Origin of the sequence: Leifsonia shinshuensis (assembly GCF_013410375.1) — a bacterium.
Lineage (GTDB): Bacteria > Actinomycetota > Actinomycetes > Actinomycetales > Microbacteriaceae > Leifsonia > Leifsonia shinshuensis.
Genome location: NZ_JACCFL010000001.1, coordinates 3,624,333 through 3,640,642 on the forward strand (window position 1 = coordinate 3,624,333; position 16,310 = coordinate 3,640,642).

General features: G+C 69.2%; 15 protein-coding genes. 1 reads left to right on the forward strand and 14 read right to left on the reverse strand.

The annotated features are described in order from the left end of the window. Nucleotides 1-103: 103 nt before the first annotated feature. The 6 genes from HNR13_RS17505 to HNR13_RS17530 form a co-directional block, all read right to left on the reverse strand. The gene (locus HNR13_RS17505) at nucleotides 104-1,273 is read right to left on the reverse strand and encodes a levoglucosan dehydrogenase (protein ID WP_179607838.1); all 1,170 of its coding nucleotides are present in this window, start codon (nucleotides 1,271-1,273) and stop codon (nucleotides 104-106) included. Nucleotides 1,274-1,313: 40 nt separating this feature from the next. Beyond that, a complete protein-coding gene (locus tag HNR13_RS17510; RefSeq protein ID WP_179607840.1) occupies nucleotides 1,314-2,135 on the reverse strand; it encodes a sugar phosphate isomerase/epimerase family protein in 822 nt (273 codons plus the stop codon). A gap of 29 nt (nucleotides 2,136-2,164) precedes the next feature. Then, nucleotides 2,165-3,151: an ABC transporter permease gene (locus tag HNR13_RS17515; protein ID WP_179607842.1), complete on the reverse strand. Its 987-nt coding sequence runs from the start codon at nucleotides 3,149-3,151 to the stop codon at nucleotides 2,165-2,167. A 3-nt stretch (nucleotides 3,152-3,154) separates the two neighbouring features. Then, nucleotides 3,155-4,660: a sugar ABC transporter ATP-binding protein gene (locus HNR13_RS17520; RefSeq protein ID WP_179607843.1), complete on the reverse strand. Its 1,506-nt coding sequence runs from the start codon at nucleotides 4,658-4,660 to the stop codon at nucleotides 3,155-3,157. Nucleotides 4,661-4,709: 49 nt separating this feature from the next. Beyond that, complete coding sequence (locus HNR13_RS17525) at nucleotides 4,710-5,864, reverse strand: substrate-binding domain-containing protein (protein ID WP_179607845.1); 1,155 nt, start codon at nucleotides 5,862-5,864, stop codon at nucleotides 4,710-4,712. Between the two features lie 348 nt (nucleotides 5,865-6,212). Next, on the reverse strand, nucleotides 6,213-7,094 hold the full coding sequence (locus HNR13_RS17530) for an SDR family oxidoreductase (RefSeq protein ID WP_179607846.1): 882 nt from the start codon (nucleotides 7,092-7,094) through the stop codon (nucleotides 6,213-6,215). Between the two features lie 78 nt (nucleotides 7,095-7,172). Here HNR13_RS17530 and HNR13_RS17535 point away from each other — a divergent pair, with 78 nt between their 5' ends. Then, the gene (locus tag HNR13_RS17535; protein WP_179607848.1) at nucleotides 7,173-7,742 is read left to right on the forward strand and encodes a TetR/AcrR family transcriptional regulator; all 570 of its coding nucleotides are present in this window, start codon (nucleotides 7,173-7,175) and stop codon (nucleotides 7,740-7,742) included. Here HNR13_RS17535 and HNR13_RS17540 read toward each other — a convergent pair whose 3' ends face one another. The 8 genes from HNR13_RS17540 to HNR13_RS17575 all read right to left on the reverse strand — a co-directional run bounded on the left by HNR13_RS17540 (nucleotide 7,743) and on the right by HNR13_RS17575 (nucleotide 16,236). After that, entirely contained in the window at nucleotides 7,743-8,750 is a 1,008-nt protein-coding gene (locus tag HNR13_RS17540; RefSeq protein WP_179607849.1) for a substrate-binding domain-containing protein, read from the reverse strand. Between the two features lie 406 nt (nucleotides 8,751-9,156). Further along, a complete protein-coding gene (locus HNR13_RS17545; protein WP_179607851.1) occupies nucleotides 9,157-9,558 on the reverse strand; it encodes a hypothetical protein in 402 nt (133 codons plus the stop codon). Further along, nucleotides 9,558-10,283 carry a gamma-glutamyl-gamma-aminobutyrate hydrolase family protein gene (locus HNR13_RS17550; protein WP_179607853.1) on the reverse strand — a complete coding sequence of 242 codons (726 nt, stop codon included), beginning with the start codon at nucleotides 10,281-10,283 and terminating at the stop codon, nucleotides 9,558-9,560. Before HNR13_RS17550 ends, HNR13_RS17545 begins: the two co-directional genes overlap by 1 nt. Nucleotides 10,284-10,290: 7 nt before the next feature. After that, complete coding sequence (locus HNR13_RS17555) at nucleotides 10,291-11,070, reverse strand: 3-oxoacyl-ACP reductase (protein WP_179607854.1); 780 nt, start codon at nucleotides 11,068-11,070, stop codon at nucleotides 10,291-10,293. A 78-nt stretch (nucleotides 11,071-11,148) separates the two neighbouring features. Beyond that, nucleotides 11,149-12,540: an aldehyde dehydrogenase family protein gene (locus tag HNR13_RS17560; protein ID WP_179607856.1), complete on the reverse strand. Its 1,392-nt coding sequence runs from the start codon at nucleotides 12,538-12,540 to the stop codon at nucleotides 11,149-11,151. Nucleotides 12,541-12,542: 2 nt separating this feature from the next. Next, complete coding sequence (locus HNR13_RS17565; RefSeq protein WP_179609616.1) at nucleotides 12,543-13,889, reverse strand: glutamine synthetase family protein; 1,347 nt, start codon at nucleotides 13,887-13,889, stop codon at nucleotides 12,543-12,545. A 31-nt stretch (nucleotides 13,890-13,920) separates the two neighbouring features. After that, nucleotides 13,921-14,673, reverse strand: coding sequence for a FadR/GntR family transcriptional regulator (locus HNR13_RS17570; protein WP_179607857.1), 753 nt, complete (start codon nucleotides 14,671-14,673; stop codon nucleotides 13,921-13,923). 30 nt (nucleotides 14,674-14,703) lie between these two features. Next, nucleotides 14,704-16,236: an amino acid permease gene (locus HNR13_RS17575; protein WP_179607859.1), complete on the reverse strand. Its 1,533-nt coding sequence runs from the start codon at nucleotides 16,234-16,236 to the stop codon at nucleotides 14,704-14,706. Nucleotides 16,237-16,310: the final 74 nt, after the last annotated feature.

Below are 16,310 nucleotides of genomic sequence, written 5' to 3' on the forward strand. Positions count from 1 at the left end.
GATCCTTCCGGAGAGAAATCCTGTGCGGCCAGACTACGAGGTCGCGGAGGATCTGCGACCCTCCCCCGCCCTGTGGGAGAGGGCCGCACGCCGGACCGCAGCGTCAGTCGATCCCGGGGACGTCCACCCACGCGTCGGTCTCGGCGGACTCGACGATGGCGTCGTCGATCAGGGCCGTCTGGTAGCCGTCGCCGAAGTTCGGGCTGACGCTCGTCCCCTCGGCGATGGCGGTGAAGAAGTCGTGCGCCTCGATGATCTTCGTCTCGCCGTAGCCGATGCCCAGCGCCGGGATCGGCCACAGGTCCTTCCCGTACGGATGCGCCGGCCCGGTGTAGATCGTGCGGAAGCCCCGACGGTCGTCGCCGTCCGAGGCGAAGCAGACCTGGAGCTCGTCCCGGCGCTCGTAGTTGAAGACGATGCTTCCCTCGGTGCCGTGCACCTCGAAGGTGATGAAGTTGTTCCGGCCGTAGCCGTTGCGCGTCGCCTCGATCGAGCCGATGGCGCCGCCGGCGAAACGGATCATGGTCATCACCTGGTCGTCGACGTCCACGGCTCCGCGCGGGCCGTCGCCGCCCCGGACAGTGCCGAGCGCATCGGCCCCGGACGACTGCAGCGGCCGCTCGGGGATCCACGTCGACATCATCGCGTTGACGGAGTCGAACTCACCGACGAGGTAGCGGGCGATGTCGATGACGTGGGTCGCGATGTCGCCCAGGGCGCCGGAGCCGGCGATGGCCTTCTGGAAGCGCCACGACAGCGGCGAGTCCGGGCTCGCGCTCCAATCCTGCAGGTACGTCCCCCGGAAGCTCAGGATCCTGCCGATCGCGCCCTCGTCGATGAACTTCTTCGCGAGGGCGACCGCCGGCGTGCGGCGGTAGTTGAAGGCGACCATGTTGACCACGCCCGCGGCGACGACGGCGTCGTACATCTCCTTCGCCTCCGCTCCGGTGCGGGCGAGCGGCTTCTCGCTGATGATGTGCTTGCCCGCCTGCGCCGCGGCGATGGCGATCTCGGCGTGCAGGTGGTTCGGTGTGGCGATGTCGACCACGTCGATGGCGGGGTCTTCGACGACGCTCCGCCAGTCGGACGTCGAGCGCTGGAAGCCGAAGCGCAGCGCCGCCTCGGCGGCGAGCTCGTCGCTCGCCTCGGCGATGGTGTGACGCACCGGGATGGCCGGGGCCGGCCAGAAGAACATGGGCATGGCGGCGTAGGCGAGCGAGTGGGCCTTGCCCATGAACCCGCCGCCGATGAGGCCGACGTTGAGCTGTTTCATCTGTTGTCCTTTCGAAGGTGTTCGTTGGCTCTGCGCGCGGTCAGACCGCGAGGAGATCCCGCAGGTAGTCCCGGCTGAGCTCCGCGGCCGCCCGCGGATCGCCGTCGTACTCGTCCAGCTCGACCATGAGCCAGCTGTCGTACCCGCTGTCGCGGATGGCGGCGACGATGCCGGGCAGGTCCAGCTCGCCCTGGCCGAGCGGCAGGAAGGCGAACGGGTCGCGGCGCAAGTCCTTGAGGTGCACGTGGCTGATCCGGTCCCCGTAGGTGCGGATGACCGTCGCCGGGTCGCCTCCCCCGGCCGCGAGGTGCGCGACGTCGGGGCAGAATCCGATCCGGGTGTTCGGCAGCAGGCGATCGAGCTCGTCCGGGCTCTCGACGATGGTCGAGAGGTGCGGGTGGTAGCTCGCCGCAAGCCCGTGACTCTCGGCGATGTCGGCCACGAGGTCCAGGCTCTCGGCCAGCCGGGCGTAGTCGTCGGCGGTCGTCCCGGCGGCCCTGCGCGCGCCTCCCCCGACCACGAGACGCTCGGCGCCGAAGGAGGCTGCGAGCTCGGCCGAACGCCGGATGCGGTGCAGCTCGTCGGGCAGGATGTCCGGGTAGATGAAGTTGGCGCCCGCGTAGACGCTCACGAGCTGCACGCCCGCTCCGTCCAGGAGGTCCGTGAGCTCCTGCGGCCGGTCGGCGAAGTCCACCAGGTTCCCGTCGAACATCTCGACGCCTTCGTAGCCCGCCGCCGCGATGTCCGTGACCGCCCGGCGCATGTCGCCGTGCGTCAGATAGAAGAGGTCCTTGACGCTCGTCACTCCGGTGGGATGGCCGACGACGCCGCCCCAGGTGATCGAGCAGTATCCGAGTCGCATTGCTGTTCCGCCTTTCCGATGGTTCCGAATCACTTCTTGCGGGCGAGTGCGACGGCGAGGATGATGATCCCGCCGCGCACGACCTGCTGCTGGCTGCTGTCCAGGCCCGCGAGGATGAGTCCGTTGTTGATGAGCCCGATGAGCAGGGATCCGAACAGGGTTCCGATCACCGTCCCGCTCCCGCCGAAGAGGCTCGTGCCGCCGAGGATGACGGCCGCGATCGCGGAGAGCTCGTCTCCGGCGCCCCACTGGAAGCGGCCGGACTGCAGGCGGCCGGCGTACAGCATCCCGGCGATGCTCGCCACGATGCCCGAGAGCAGCAGGACCTGGAAGGTGATCCGCTTGGTGTTGATCCCGGTGAAGTCCGCCGCGGTGCGGTTGCCGCCGGTCGCGAGCACCTGCCGGCCGAACTTGGTGCGGGCGAGCACGACGGCGCCGAGCGCGACGAACAGGCCGGACCAGACCAGGAGACCGGGGACGGGGCCGATGTTGCCCGAGCCGAAGACCGTGTTGAAGGCGTCGTCGAGGATCGGCTGCGGCGCGGACGCCGTGATCCACTGGGCCACGCCGACCGCGATCCCCATCATCCCCAGCGTCACCAGGAACGACGGGATGCCGAGCAGGCTGACGAGCGCTCCGTTGGTCGCGCCGACCAGGGCGCCGACGGCGAGTCCGGCGATGATTCCGGGAATCGGCCCCCACGCGGAGATGCCCATCGCGGTGACGACACTCGCGAGGCCGGCGGTCGACCCGACGCTGAGGTCGATCTGGGCCGCTGCGATGACGAAGGTCATCGCCACCGCGATCACCGTGATCGTCGACGTCTGCCGGAAGATGTTCAGAAGGTTGTTCGGCGAGAGGAACCCCTGGTCATGCAGGAGTATCGCGAAGAACAGGAACACGACGACGAAGCCGATGTAGATGACGTACCGCCGCCAGTCCCAGGCGGCGAGGACCTTGCCGACGCTGAGGCGCGCGCGAGGCTCTGCGGCCTCGATGATCGGTGGGTTGTTCATTGTTCAGACTCCCTGCACTGCGAGTTGGAGAGCTTCCTCGTCGGCGATGTCGCTGCGCTCGAGCTCACGGGCGATCGAGCCGCCGCGGATGACGAGGATGCGATCGCTCACGGCGAGGAGTTCCGGGTATTCGGACGAGATGACGATGACGGCTTTGCCGGACGCGGCGAGGTCGCGGATCCGCTCGAGGATCTCGCTCTTGGTGCCGATGTCGACGCCGGCGGTGGGCTCATCGAGGATCAGCACGTCCGGATCGGTTCCGAGCCATTTGGCGATGACGACCTTCTGCTGGTTCCCGCCGGACAGCAGCCGCACCGGGCGCCCCGGATGCGACACTTTGATGTTCAGGCGTTCGATGAGCGACGCCGAGAGGGCCCGCCCCCCGGCCGCGTCGAGCAGCGGTCCGCGGCGGATGTCGTCCAGCAGGGGAAGGAGCAGGTTCTCGCGGACCGAGTGATCGAGCACGAGGCCCTGGTCGCGCCTGTCCTCCGGCACCAGCGCGAGGCCGGCGGCGATCGCGTGCCTCGGCGAGGAGAGCACGATCGGCTCGCCGTCGACCAGGACCTCGCCGCGAGCCCGGTCGATGCCGAACAGTGCCCGGGCGAGCTCGGTCCGCCCGCTGCCCATGAGCCCGGCCAGGCCGAGGATCTCCCCTCGGCGCAGCGCGAACGAGACGTCGCGGACGCGATCGCCGGCGGTCAGCCCGCGAACCTCCAGGAGCGGCGGGCCGTCGTGGCTGACGCGCTCCCGCTCCCGGTAGGTCAGCCGGCTCTCGACCTTCTTTCCCACGATCCCCTCGACGATCGCTTCGGGGGTGATCGCGGAGAGCGGCTCGGTGAACAGCCGGCGACCGTCGCGGAGGACCGTGATGCGGTCGGCGATGCGATAGACCTCATCCATGCGGTGCGAGATGTAGATGACGGAGATCCCTGCGGCCTTCAGCCGCTCGATCAGTTCGAACAGGGCTTCCGTCTCGTGCCGCGCGAGGCTCGCCGTCGGCTCGTCCATGATGAGCACCCGGGCGTTCTGGGAGAGCGCCTTCGCGATCTCGGTGAGCTGCCAGTACGCGGTGCCGAGCCGGCCGACTTCCGCGCGGGGGTCGATCTCGACGCCCATCCGGGCGAAGACCTCCTCGGTCCGGCGAACGAGTGCCCGTTCGTCGATGAGGCCCCAGCGCGTCAGCGGCTCCGCTCCGAGGAAGACGTTGCGCGCGACGGTCAGGCTCGGAACCAGGCTGAACTCCTGGAAGACCATGCCGATGCCGGCGGCCTTCGCGTCCTGGATGGAGGCGATGCTCACGGGCTCTCCCGCGATGCGGATCTCGCCCGCGTCGGAGCGGTAGACGCCCTGGAGGATCTTCATCAGCGTCGACTTGCCCGCGCCGTTGCCGCCGGCGAGGGCATGCACCTCGCCGAACCGGACCTCGAAGTCCACAGCGTCGAGGACGACGACGCCGGTGAACGCTTTGGAGATGCCGCGCATCTGCACGACATCGGTGGTTGTGCTCATGGAGTGCCTTTCGATCGGTCGGGGGGCTCGTGGCCCCCCGACCCGCTCGTCACTTCTTGTACGAGTCCGTCAGATCCTTCGGCGGATCCTGGTGGTAGACCTTCTTCCACGCGTCGAGCACGTTCGCGTGGTCGACCGGGAGCGCGCTCAGGGCGATGTAGGCCGGGGCGGTCTTGCCCAGCAGGGCTCCTGCGCCCAGCCGTGCCTCGGTGACACCCTGATCGAACGGCACCTGGGCGCCGAGGCCGACGACCAGCTGGTTCTTCGCCAGCGCGATCGCCACGTTCTTGCCGAGGTCCTCCGTCGCGATCTTCAGGTCGGTGCGGCCCGCCGCGCGTGCCGCTGCCATCACGCCCTCGGCCGGGACGTCCCAGACGCCCCAGATGCCCGAGAGGTCCGGGTGAGCGGTCAGCATCGCGTTCGCGGCAGCCTGGGCGTCGCCGGCGAAGTCCGGCCCCGCGATGCCCTTCTCCGCGACGATCTTGATGTCCGGGAACTCCTTGGTGATGGTGTCCTTGAAGCCCTGGTAGCGCTGCTTCGTCACGAAGAAGTCGGCCTGGTGGAAGATCGTGCCGATCGTCCCCTTGCCGCCGAGCGCCTTCGCGAGCTCGAGGGCGGAGACGACGCCGTTGCCGTAGTTGTCGGCCGAGACCACCGAGACGTAGTCCTTGCCGGCCGTCAGGCCCTGCGGGACGTTGTCCATGAACACGAGCTTCGCGCCGCTGGCCGCGGCGGCCTTGTACGCCGAGGCCGTCGCCACCGGGTCGGTGGGGATGGAGACGATGATGTCGGGCTTCTGGGCCTGGACCGTCTCCAGGTCCGACACCTGCTTGTCCGGCTTGAAGTCGGCGTCCGTGGTCGCGATGACCTTGATGCCGAGCTTCTGGAACTCGCTCTTGAGGCCGGCGATCTGGGCCGTGGCCCAGTCGTTGCCGCCGTAGTGCATGACGATCGCGGCCGTCGCGCCCCGGGCGCGGACCTTGGCGATCTCGTCCGCGGTGAGGTCGGCGGCAGCCGCCGGCGACGGCGACTCGCCGTTCGGGCCCTTGCTCAGAACCTGCCCGGTGACCTTCTTGAGCGCTTGCTCGGCCTTCTGGGATGCGGCCGAGTCGCCGCTGCCTGCGGTGCTGGTCGTCGAGCTGCAACCGACGACCGCGAAGACGAGCGCGGCGCCTGCCGCCAGCAGTGCTGTTCTACGGAACATGGTCTCTCCAGTACTTTCGGGATGGCGTCGGGGGTGCTGTCATCGCAGCCGGCTCGCCATCAAGCCGGTGCACCTCTCCGGGCGGACGCACCGCTCAGATGCGCCGTCTCCGCGATTCGGCGCGGGACGGACGCGCGCAGTGGACGTGTCGGATCGGTCCCGCCGGCTCTGCGCCCAGCACGTCGACAGTCGTCACTGACATCGGAGCTGAGGCGTGACCTCGGGGAGGTCCACCGGTGGATCATCGTGAACGTTCACGGCGTAGACACATCGTGAACGTTCACGACGCGGTTTGTCAAGTCACGGAGTGACACACGTGCGGCCGGGGTCGGGCCCCGGCCGGCTTCGTCACTCGAAGTAGTGCCCGAGCCCGATGTCCTCGAGCAGCCCGGGGTGCGTGGGCGTCCAGCCGAGGAGCCGCCGGGTCAGCGCGCTCGACGCCGGCATGTCCCCCGCCAGCACCGCGCCGAGAGGCATGCCGAGCTCGGCGGCGGGCCGCGGCTCCGCGGGGATCCCGAGGCGGCGTCCGATCGTCTCGGCGATGTCCCGGACCCGGACGCCTTCCTCGCCGACGGCGTTCAGCACGGAACCGGCGGGCGCACTCTCCACGGCGAGCCGGTACAGCGTCGCGGCGTCGGCGATGTGCACCGCCGGCCATCGGTTGCTCCCGTCGCCGACATAGGCCGAGACCCCGGTCGCCCGTGCACGGGCGATGAGCTGGGGGATGAAGCCATGCCGCTCACCAGTGCCGTGCACCGTCCTCGGAATCATCACCAGGCTGACCGGCGCACCGGATCGCGCCGCGGCGAGGGCGTTCCGCAGGTTCGCGGTCCTCGCCGCGACCGGACCGGCCGGCACGAGCTCGTCCTCCTCGGTGGCCGCGCGGCCGGGCACGGAGATCGTCGCTCCGGTGACGAGGATGCGCGTGCCGGAGCCGGCGGCCGTCTCGGTGAACGCCTCGATCGCCCTCGCGTCCGCCTCGGCGCCGCCAGCCTGGCCGAGGTCGTGACGGTAGGCCAGGTGGATGACCGCTTCCGATTCGGCGGTGGCGCTTCGCAGGAGGCCGGTGTCGACGAGGTCGCCGCGGAGCGCCTCCGCACCGCCCGCTTCGACCGCCGCGGCCGAGGCATCCGACCGCGCGAGCGCCAGAACGCTGTGCCCGTGGGCGACGAGCTCGGGGATGACCGCCGAGCCGATCCATCCCGAACCGCCGGTGACGAAGATGCGCATGATGACCTCCTGATGCGACCAAGTCGCATCACTCTATCACGTGTTGCGACTCAGTCGCATAAGCTACGCTTGCTTGCCATGGGCAGATGGGCGCCGAACTCGCGCGAGCGACTCGAGGCCGCCGCCTTCGACCTGTTCGAGGAGCGCGGCTACGAGTCGACCACGGTCGCGCAGATCGCCGAACGGGCCGGGCTGAACCGCGCGACCTTCTTCCGGCACTTCGCCGACAAGCGCGAGGTGATCCTCGCCGGCGAGGACGTCCTCGAGGGCGTGTTCGTGGACGCGATCTCCGCTGCGGACCCCGGATCGGAGCCGACGGAATACGTCCGTCTCGGCCTCACCGCCGCCGATGCCGTGATGACGCCTCCCCGGCGCACCCTGGCGCTCCGGCGGGTCGCCGTCGTCGCCGGCAACGAGGAGCTCCAGGAGCGGGGCCAGCTGAAGTTCGCGCACCTCACCGCGTCGATCGCAGCGGCCCTGCGGGAGAAGGGCGTCGACGAGCTCAGCGCCCGGCTCGCCGCCGAGCTGGCGCTGCTCGCCTTCCGGGTCGGGTTCGAACGCTGGGTCCGGGCGAGAGAGGACGACGCGTTCGCCCCGCTCGCACTGGCGGCGCTGGACGAGTTGCGCGAGCGCATGCTGCGGCTGTGATCAGCGTGCGCGAATCGCGCTGTTGCGCACCACCAGGGTCGGCGCGCTCGGGGCGCGGTGGGCCGCGTGTCCCTCGACGGCGCTGAGCAGAACGTCGATCGTCGCGCGCGCCAGGGCGGGGAAGTCCTGCCGGACGGTCGTGAGCGGCGGCAGGAAGTAATCGGATCCCTCGACGTCGTCGAAGCCGACGATGCTCACGTCCTCCGGCACCCGCACGCCGTTCTCCGCGAAGGCCCGGATCAGCCCGAGCGCCGTGTGGTCGCTGACGGCGAAGATGGCCCGGGGAACCCGTCCCTCCTCGATCAGGCGCAACCCCGTCTCGTAGGCCCACTTGGGACTCCAGTCGCCTTCGACGCACAGCCCCGGCGCGAGACCGGCGTCCCGCAGCGCGCTCTCCCAGCCGCGCTTGCGTACCCGGGCGTCGAACCACTCCATCGAGCCGGCGATGTGCGCGATGTCGGTGTGACCGAGGTCGATCAGATGCTGGGTGGCCATGCGCGCCCCCAGCTCCTGGTTCTCGGAGTAGGTGACGATGTTCGACGTCCCGGAGGCGCCCGCCGCGATCATCTCGACCGGGACTCGAACCGACGCGGCCACGACCGCGGACGCCATGGAGAGGCGCGGCGCGATGATGATGATGCCGTCCACACCCAGCTCGTCGAGGGTGTCGAACGCGTCCTGCACCGACTCGTCGTACGGCTCGTTCACGGCGACGACGGTCGCGGTGTACCCGCGCTCCCGGATGACGCTCTCGAGCGAGAGAAGGGTCCCGACTGGGCCGAAGCGCGGCGAGCCGTCCGTCACGATACCGATCGAGGTCGAGCGGTTGGTCACCAGCGCCGCCGCCGCGCGATTGCGGTGGTATCCGACGTCGGCGATGATCTGCTGGATACGCGCCCGCGTGGCCGGGCTGACATCCGGAGCGCTGTTGATGACCCGCGAAACGGTCTGATACGAGACCCCCGCGATGCGCGCCACATCGTTGATCGATGGTTTTCGCCCGGGCACGCGCCCCCCTCTAGCTGGATGTTGGAGTCAACTGTACTTGGCCGGAATTCGGTGGGGAGAACCACTGGGAATCGAGGACCTCGTCCCCATAGCGAACGTCAGTCGTAACGCACATCAGCGGCTTGCGAGAGCCATTCAGTCGTGTCCTCTATCGCCGCAAGCGCTCCCCACTTCTCATAGTCAGCAAGCTGATCGCCCAAGGCGGCTAAGCCAGCACACATGAGTTTCACACTGATTTCGACGCCGCCACGATCATGGTGCCGCACGGTTCTTCAGGCTATCCCCAGCTTCCGAATGCCGCCCTGGTGCCCCAGCCGCACAGTGGGCAGCTTTGGAGCGCGGCCGCGGGCAAGCGTCGCCCTGGGCATCGGCGCCGATGGCGCCCTTGGCCTGGATGCTGGTGACCCTACTCCTCAGCCGGCTGGGCTCCGTAGCCGAAGATCGCCTGCATATCGTGCCGCAGATTGGCGCCCGCGCGCAGCGGGAGGTGCGTGGTCCACCAACGGTTGCCAGGGGCTACTGGTTGCGGTGCAAGAAAGGTCTTGAACCGCCGATCCAATGCGCTCACAGCATCATGGAAATCACGAAACGGCGCATGCTCGCTCGCCTTCGGGTCGCGGAGAACGAGTTCGATGAAGTCCCTGCATGACAAATCGTTGAAATACTCGGCGAGATTGTCATCGTAGCCATCGGCCACGTTTGTAATCACGGCCGCGTATTGCCAGAGCAGACTATCTGGATCGCGTAGCCTGCCTGTCCCCGGGTATGCGGGAACGAGGGCCTGCACATAAGCGTTGAAGTCGGACATTACAGACCTCTCGTGCGAGAACTGACCCCCCTCGCCGCCTCCACCAGCCCCTCGAACAACCCCAGGTCCCGTCCGGTCTCCGGATGCCACTGCACCGCGACCTCGAACCGCTCCCCCGTTCCCTCCATCGCTTGGAGCACCCCGTCGCTGTCCTGCGCCGTTCCGACGAAGCCGGGGTGGGTGCGGACCGCCTGGTGGTGGTGGCAGGGGGCGATGAAGGAGCTGCCGAGCAGCGCGGAGATCCGGTGGCCGGGGTCGAGGGTCACCTCGATCCGGCCGTAGTCGCTGGGGCCGCCGGCGTGGTCGGCGTGGCCCACCTGGTCGGGGAGGTGCTGCACGAGGGTCCCGCCGGCCGCGACCGCCATCAGCTGCATGCCGCGGCAGACGCCGAGGACCGGGAGCCCGGACTCGGCCGCGGCGTCCAGCACCCACAGCTCCGACGCGTCCCTGTCGTCGTACCAGGCGGTGACGTGCGGGTCCGGCGACTCCCCGTACAGCTCCGGGTTCAGGTCGGCGCCGCCGGAGAGGAGGACGCCGTCCAGCCGGGAGACCGCGGTGACCGCGGCCTCCCGGGTGGCGAACACGGGCAGCAGCACGGGCACGCCGCCCGCGCGTTCGACCGCCGTCGCGTAGTCGGTGGGGAGCAGGTCGGCGCGCACCGAGCGCCAGGTGCCCCAGTCGGCGGGCTGGCGGTAGGTGGTGAGACCGATGACCGGGGCGCTCATCGGCGGGTCAGTCGAAGTCGGAGTCGAGCGGGGTCACGTACGCGTGCGACAGGCCGCCGTCGACGAGGAACTCGGTCGCCGTGATGAAGCTCGACTCGTCGCTGCCGAGGAAGGCGACCGCGTTGGCCAGCTCCTCGGGCTCGGCGAAGCGGCCCATCGGGATGTGCACGAGGCGGCGCGCTGCGCGCTCCGGGTCCTTGGCGAACAGCTCCTGCAGCAGCGGGGTGTTCACCGGGCCCGGGCAGAGCGCGTTGACGCGGATGCCCTTGCCGGCGAACTGCACGCCCAGCTCGCGCGTCATCGCCAGCACACCGCCCTTCGACGCCGTGTAGGAGATCTGCGACGTGGCGGCGCCCAGCAGCGCGACGAACGACGCCGTGTTGATGATGGAGCCGCTGCCCTGCTCCAGCATGTACGGCAGCACCGCCTTGCAGCACAGGTAGACGCTGGTCAGGTTGACCCGCTGCACGCGGTCCCACGCTTCGATGCCGGTCTTGAGGATGGAGTCGTCGTCGGCGGGTGAGATGCCGGCGTTGTTGAACGCGATGTCGATCCGGCCGAAGCGCTCCTTGGCGAGCGCGAACATCGCCCCCACCTGCTCCGCGTCGGTCACGTCGACCTGGATGAACGCGCCGCCCAGTTCGTCGGCGATCCGCGGGCCGTTCACCGCGTCCACGTCGCCGATGACGACCTTCGCGCCCTCCGCGACGAACTTCTTCGCCGTCGCCAGCCCGATGCCGCTGCAGCCGCCCGTGATGACTCCGACCTTGCCGTCGAGCTTTCCCATAGTGTGTTTCGCCTTTCGTTGATGGTTCGTCGTGTCCGCGCGGGCGCGTCAGGAGCGGGTGGATCAGTCGGTGCTGGATCAGTCGGTGGACAGGAAGACGTTCTTGACCTCGGAGAAGGAGTCGGGCGCGTCCGGGCCGAGCTCGCGGCCGAGGCCGGACTGCTTGAAGCCGCCGAACGGCGTCCAGTAGCGCACCGAGGAGTGCGAGTTCACGGAGAGGTTCCCCGACTCGACGCCGCGGGCGACGCGCAGGGCGCGGCCGACGTCGCGGGTGAAGATGGAGCCGGACAGCCCGTAGGGGGTGTCGTTGGCCTTGGCGACCGCGTCCGCCTCGTCGGTGAACGGCAGCACGGCCACGACCGGGCCGAACAGCTCCTGCGTCCACACCGGGTCCTGCAGGGTGCGCGGGAGCACCACGGTCGGCGCCATCCAGAAGCCGTCGGTCCCGGTCACGGTCCGGCCCGCGAACGCGATGTCGGCGTCCTCCAGGTGCGCGGCGACGGACGCCCGCTGGCCCGCCGAGATCAGCGGGCCCATCTCGGCGTCCTCGGCGCTCGGATCCGTCACCCGGAACGACTTCACGGCGGGCTCCAGCAGCTCCAGGAACCGGTCGTAGACGCTCTCCTGCACGAGGATGCGCGAGCGCGAGCAGCAGTCCTGGCCGGCGTTGTCGAACGCGCCGCCCGGGGCGGAGGCCGCGGCCTTCTCCAGGTCCGCGTCGGCGAAGACGATGTTCGCGCTCTTGCCGCCCAGCTCCAGGGTGACCCGCTTCACCTGGTCGGCGCAGCCGCGCATGATGCCCTTGCCCACCTCGGTGGAGCCGGTGAAGCAGACCTTCCGGACCAGCGGGTGGGTCACGAAGCGCTCCCCCACGATCCGGCCCTTGCCCGGGATGACGGTGAACACGCCCTCCGGGATCCCGGCCTCCAGCGCGAGCTCGCCGATCCGCATCGCGGTCAGCGGGGTCAGCTCGGCCGGCTTGAGCACGACGGTGTTGCCCGCGGCGAGCGCCGGCGCGAAGCCCCAGCCTGCGATCGGCATCGGGAAGTTCCACGGGACGATGATGCCGACGACGCCGAGGGGCTCGTGGAAGGTGATGTCGACGCCGCCCGGCACCGGGATCTGCCGGCCGAAGTGGCGTTCCGGCGCGGCGGAGTAGTAGGCGAGGACGTCGCGGACGTTCCCCGCCTCCCAGCGCGCGTTGCCGATGGTGTGGCCGGCGTTGAGCACTTCGAGCAGCGCGAGCTCCTCGCGGTGCTCGTCGATGACGGTCGAGAAGGCGCGCAGCAGGCGGGCCCGCTCGCCCGGCGCGATCGCACGCCAGGCGGGATAGGCGCGGTGCGCGCGTTCGATGGCGGCGTCGGTCTCGGCGAGGTCGGCGAGCGCGACGTCGGTGATGGCCTCGGCGGTGGCGGGGTTCAGGACGGTGTGCGTGCCGCCGGCGCCGAACGAGGAGGTGGGGAACGTCATGCTCAGAGCCTCTCGAATCCGCGGCGCAGTTCCCAATCCGTCACGGCGGACTCGAACGCGGCGAGTTCCACATCCGCGTAGTTGACGTAGTGGGCCACGACGTCCTCGCCGAAGACCTCCCGGGCGATCTCGGAGCCGGCGAACGCGTCGCGCGCCTCGCGCAGCGTGGTCGGGACGGTCGGCGCCCCGGACTCGTAGGCGTTGCCGACGGTCTCCGGCTCGAGCTCCAGCTCGTGCTCGACGCCGTACAGGCCGCCGGCGAGCATCGCCGCCAGCGCCAGGTACGGGTTGACGTCGCCGCCGGGGAGGCGGTTCTCCATCCTGGCGCCGGCCCCGTGGCCGACCAGGCGCACCGAGCAGGTCCGGTTGTCGTGGCCCCACGCGACGGCGGTGGGGGCGAAGGAGCCCTTGGCGAAGCGCTTGTAGGAGTTGATGCTGGGCGCGTAGAAGAGGGTGAACTCCCGCATCGTGCGCAGCACGCCGGCGATGAAGTGGTCGTAGACCGGAGTGCGCTCGCCGGTCGCCTCGTCCCAGAACGCGAGCGAGCCGTCCAGCCCGCGCAGCGACATGTGCACGTGGCAGGAGTTGCCTTCCCGCTCGCTCGGCTTCGCCATGAACGTGATCGACTTGCCGCGCTGGGAGGCGATGTCCTTCGCCGACGTCTTGTAGACCGTGTGGTTGTCGGCCGTGGTCATGACCTCGGCGTACTTGAACGCGATCTCGTGCTGGCCGAAGTTGCACTCGCCCTTGGCCGACTCCACGTCGAGTCCCGCCGCGTACATGATGTTCCGGATGTCCCGCAGCAGCGGCTCGACCCGGCTGGAGCCGAGGATCGAGTAGTCGACGTTGTAGAGGTTCGCGGGCGTCAGGTCGCGGTAGCCGGCGTTCCAGGCGTCCTCGTAGCTGTCCTCGAACACCACGAACTCGAGCTCCGTGCCCGCCAGCGCGGTGAACCCGTGCTTCGCGGCGCGCTCGGTCTGGGCGCGCAGGATGGCGCGGGGCGACACCCGGACCGGACCGCCGTGCTCGAGCGAGAGGTCGCACTGGATGAGCGCGGTGCCCGGCCGGTGCGGAAGGCGCCGGATCGTGGACAGGTCCAGCTCGAAGACCATGTCGCCGTAGCCCTGCTCCCACGAGGAGATGGCGTAGCCGTCGACCGTGTTCATCTCGACGTCGACGGCGAGCAGGTAGTTGCACCCCTCCGTCCCGTGCGCGAGCACGGAGTCGAGGAAGAACCGGCCGTGGATGAACTTGCCCTGCAGGCGCCCCTGCATGTCGGTGAAGCCCAGGACGACGGTGTCGATCGCGTCGCTGAGGATCTCCTCCCTGAGCTGCTCGACGGTCAGCATGCGGTCGTTGCGCGTGGTCACGGTCGTGTCCTCATTTCAGTAGGCCTTTCAGCAGCGCCGCGGTGGCGGCGCAGTGGTCGTGCATGACGAAGCGGGCGCGGTCGGCGTCGCCGTCGAGGATCGCCTGCACGATGATGCGGTGCTGCTCCTCCGAGCTCTCGATGTTCTTCTGCAGGAACGGGATCTCGGCGAGGAGCTGGTGGATCTTGATCTGGACGGCGTTGCACGCCGTCGACAGCTCGTCGGAGCCGCAGACGGTCGCGATCGCCAGGTGCAGCCGGGCGTCCGCCTGCCGGTACTCGGCCGGCGTCTCCGACTCGCGCAGGTCGCGCAGGCAGCTGATGAGCAGCCCGCGCTGGTCGGCGGAGAGGTCGACCTGCGCCGCGCGGTAGGCCGCGCCCGGCTCGATGATCGAGCGGAACACGGTGATGTCCTCGATGTCGGCGAGCCGGGCCGGCCCGGACGGCTGGTCGGGGCGCCAGTTCTCCGAGGCCCCGACGGACTCGACGACGGTCCCGCCGCCGCGGCCCCGGGTCGTGGAGACGAATCCGGCGACCCGGAGCGCGCTGATCGCTTCCCGCAGGGTGGCCCGCGAGACGCTGAGTCGTTCGGCCAGCTCGCGTTCGGGCGGCAGCCGGTCCCCCGCCCGGAAGATCCCGAGCTGGATCGCCGACCCGAGCTGTTCGACGCAGGACTCGAAGGCCATGTGGCCCCGCACCGGCCGCAGGACCGCGTCGACCAGCGGTGCGTCGATCGGCGGCGTGTCCGTGTGGGAATCGATCATTGCGCGCTCCGGTTCGTCCATGGTCGGCGGCTACTCCTTCAGCAGCTCGTCCGCGCTGATCGTCAGATGGCTGGCCTCCTCGCGCGTCATGAAGTGCTTGCGTCCGTTGGTGAACCAGAGCACCGTCGCGATCACGGCAACCACGACCACCGCGATGGGCGCGTAGTTGAAAGTATCGACCGTGATCGGTGTGACCGGAGGGAGCACGAACAGGATGACGATGAAGATCACCCAGACCACCGCGATCCAGCCGATCACCGCGCTCCAGCGGCCGAGGTTCCAGACGCCCGGCGTGAAGTTCCGATCGAGCCGCCGCAGCAGCACCGGCGTGACGTAGGCGATGTAGAGGCCGATGACCGCGACCGAGGTGACGGCGAGGTAGGCGGTGAGGTTGAACAGCGCTGGCGCCGCCAGGATGATCGAGAGCACGACGCACAGCCAGATCGAGTTGGTCGGCGTGCCGGTGCGCTGGTTCACCTTGGCCCACAGCCGCGAGCCCGGGATGGCGTTGTCGCGCGAGAACGCGTAGCTCATCCGCGAGTTCGCCGTGACCGACGCCATGCCGCAGAAGAACTGCGCGCCGCAGACGATGAAGAGCAGGAACTTCGCGACCGTCGGGTAGTTGAGCGCGTCCAGGAAGATCTGCGCGGGCGGCAGGCCTGTGGAGGTGGCGCCGAGCTTGGTGAGCCCGGCCTGGCTGCCGTCCTGGATGGCGGCGGTGATCGAGAACAGCAGGATCCAGCCGCCGACGATCGAGATCAGCACGCTCATCACGATGCCGCGCGGCGCGGCCGTGGACGCCTTCTTGGTCTCCTCGGACACGTGCGCGGACGCGTCATACCCGGTGTACGTGTACTGCGCCATCAGCAGGCCCATGAGGAACACGTACGGGGCGAACGACCAGCCGGTCTCGTTGTGCCAGGCCGTGAACGTCCAGCCGATGTCCTGGTGCTTGGTCGGCATGATCCACAGGGCGGCGACGATGATGAGCACGCCGAAGATGTGCCACCACGCGGACACGTTCGAGAGGATCGAGACCAGCCGCACGCCGAAGGTGTTCAGCAGGCCGTGCGCCACGATGATGACGATGAAGAGGACGAAGGTGTTGACGGCGTTGACATCGATGCCCCACACCAGGTTGCCGAACGCCATCATGGTGACCGCCGCGCCGTAGTCGATCGCCGCGGTCACGGCCACTTCGCCGAGGAAGTTGAACCAGCCGACGAACCACGCCCACTGGCGCTTGTTCCGCTTGGCGAGCCGTCCGGCCCAGAAGTACAGGCCGCCGGCGGTCGGGTACTTGGAGCAGACCTCCGCCATGGCGAGCGCGACGCACAGCACGAAGACGCCGACGAGCGGCCAGCCGATGTTGATGGCCGACGGTCCCCCGGACTTCAGCGCGATGCTGTACGAGGTGATGCAGCCGGCGAGGATCGAGATGATCGAGAACGAGATCGCGAAGTTGGAGAACCCGCTCATCCCGCGGTGGAGCTCCTGCTTGTACCCGAGCCTGGCGAGGTCGGCGGCGTCCGCGTCCTCTGCTTCTTGCGTGGTGTCACTCATGCGTTGCAACCTCTCCTTCGAGGATTCACAGTGGGTTGCACCATCGTGGCGAGCCACCGACCCTATTGTCAATG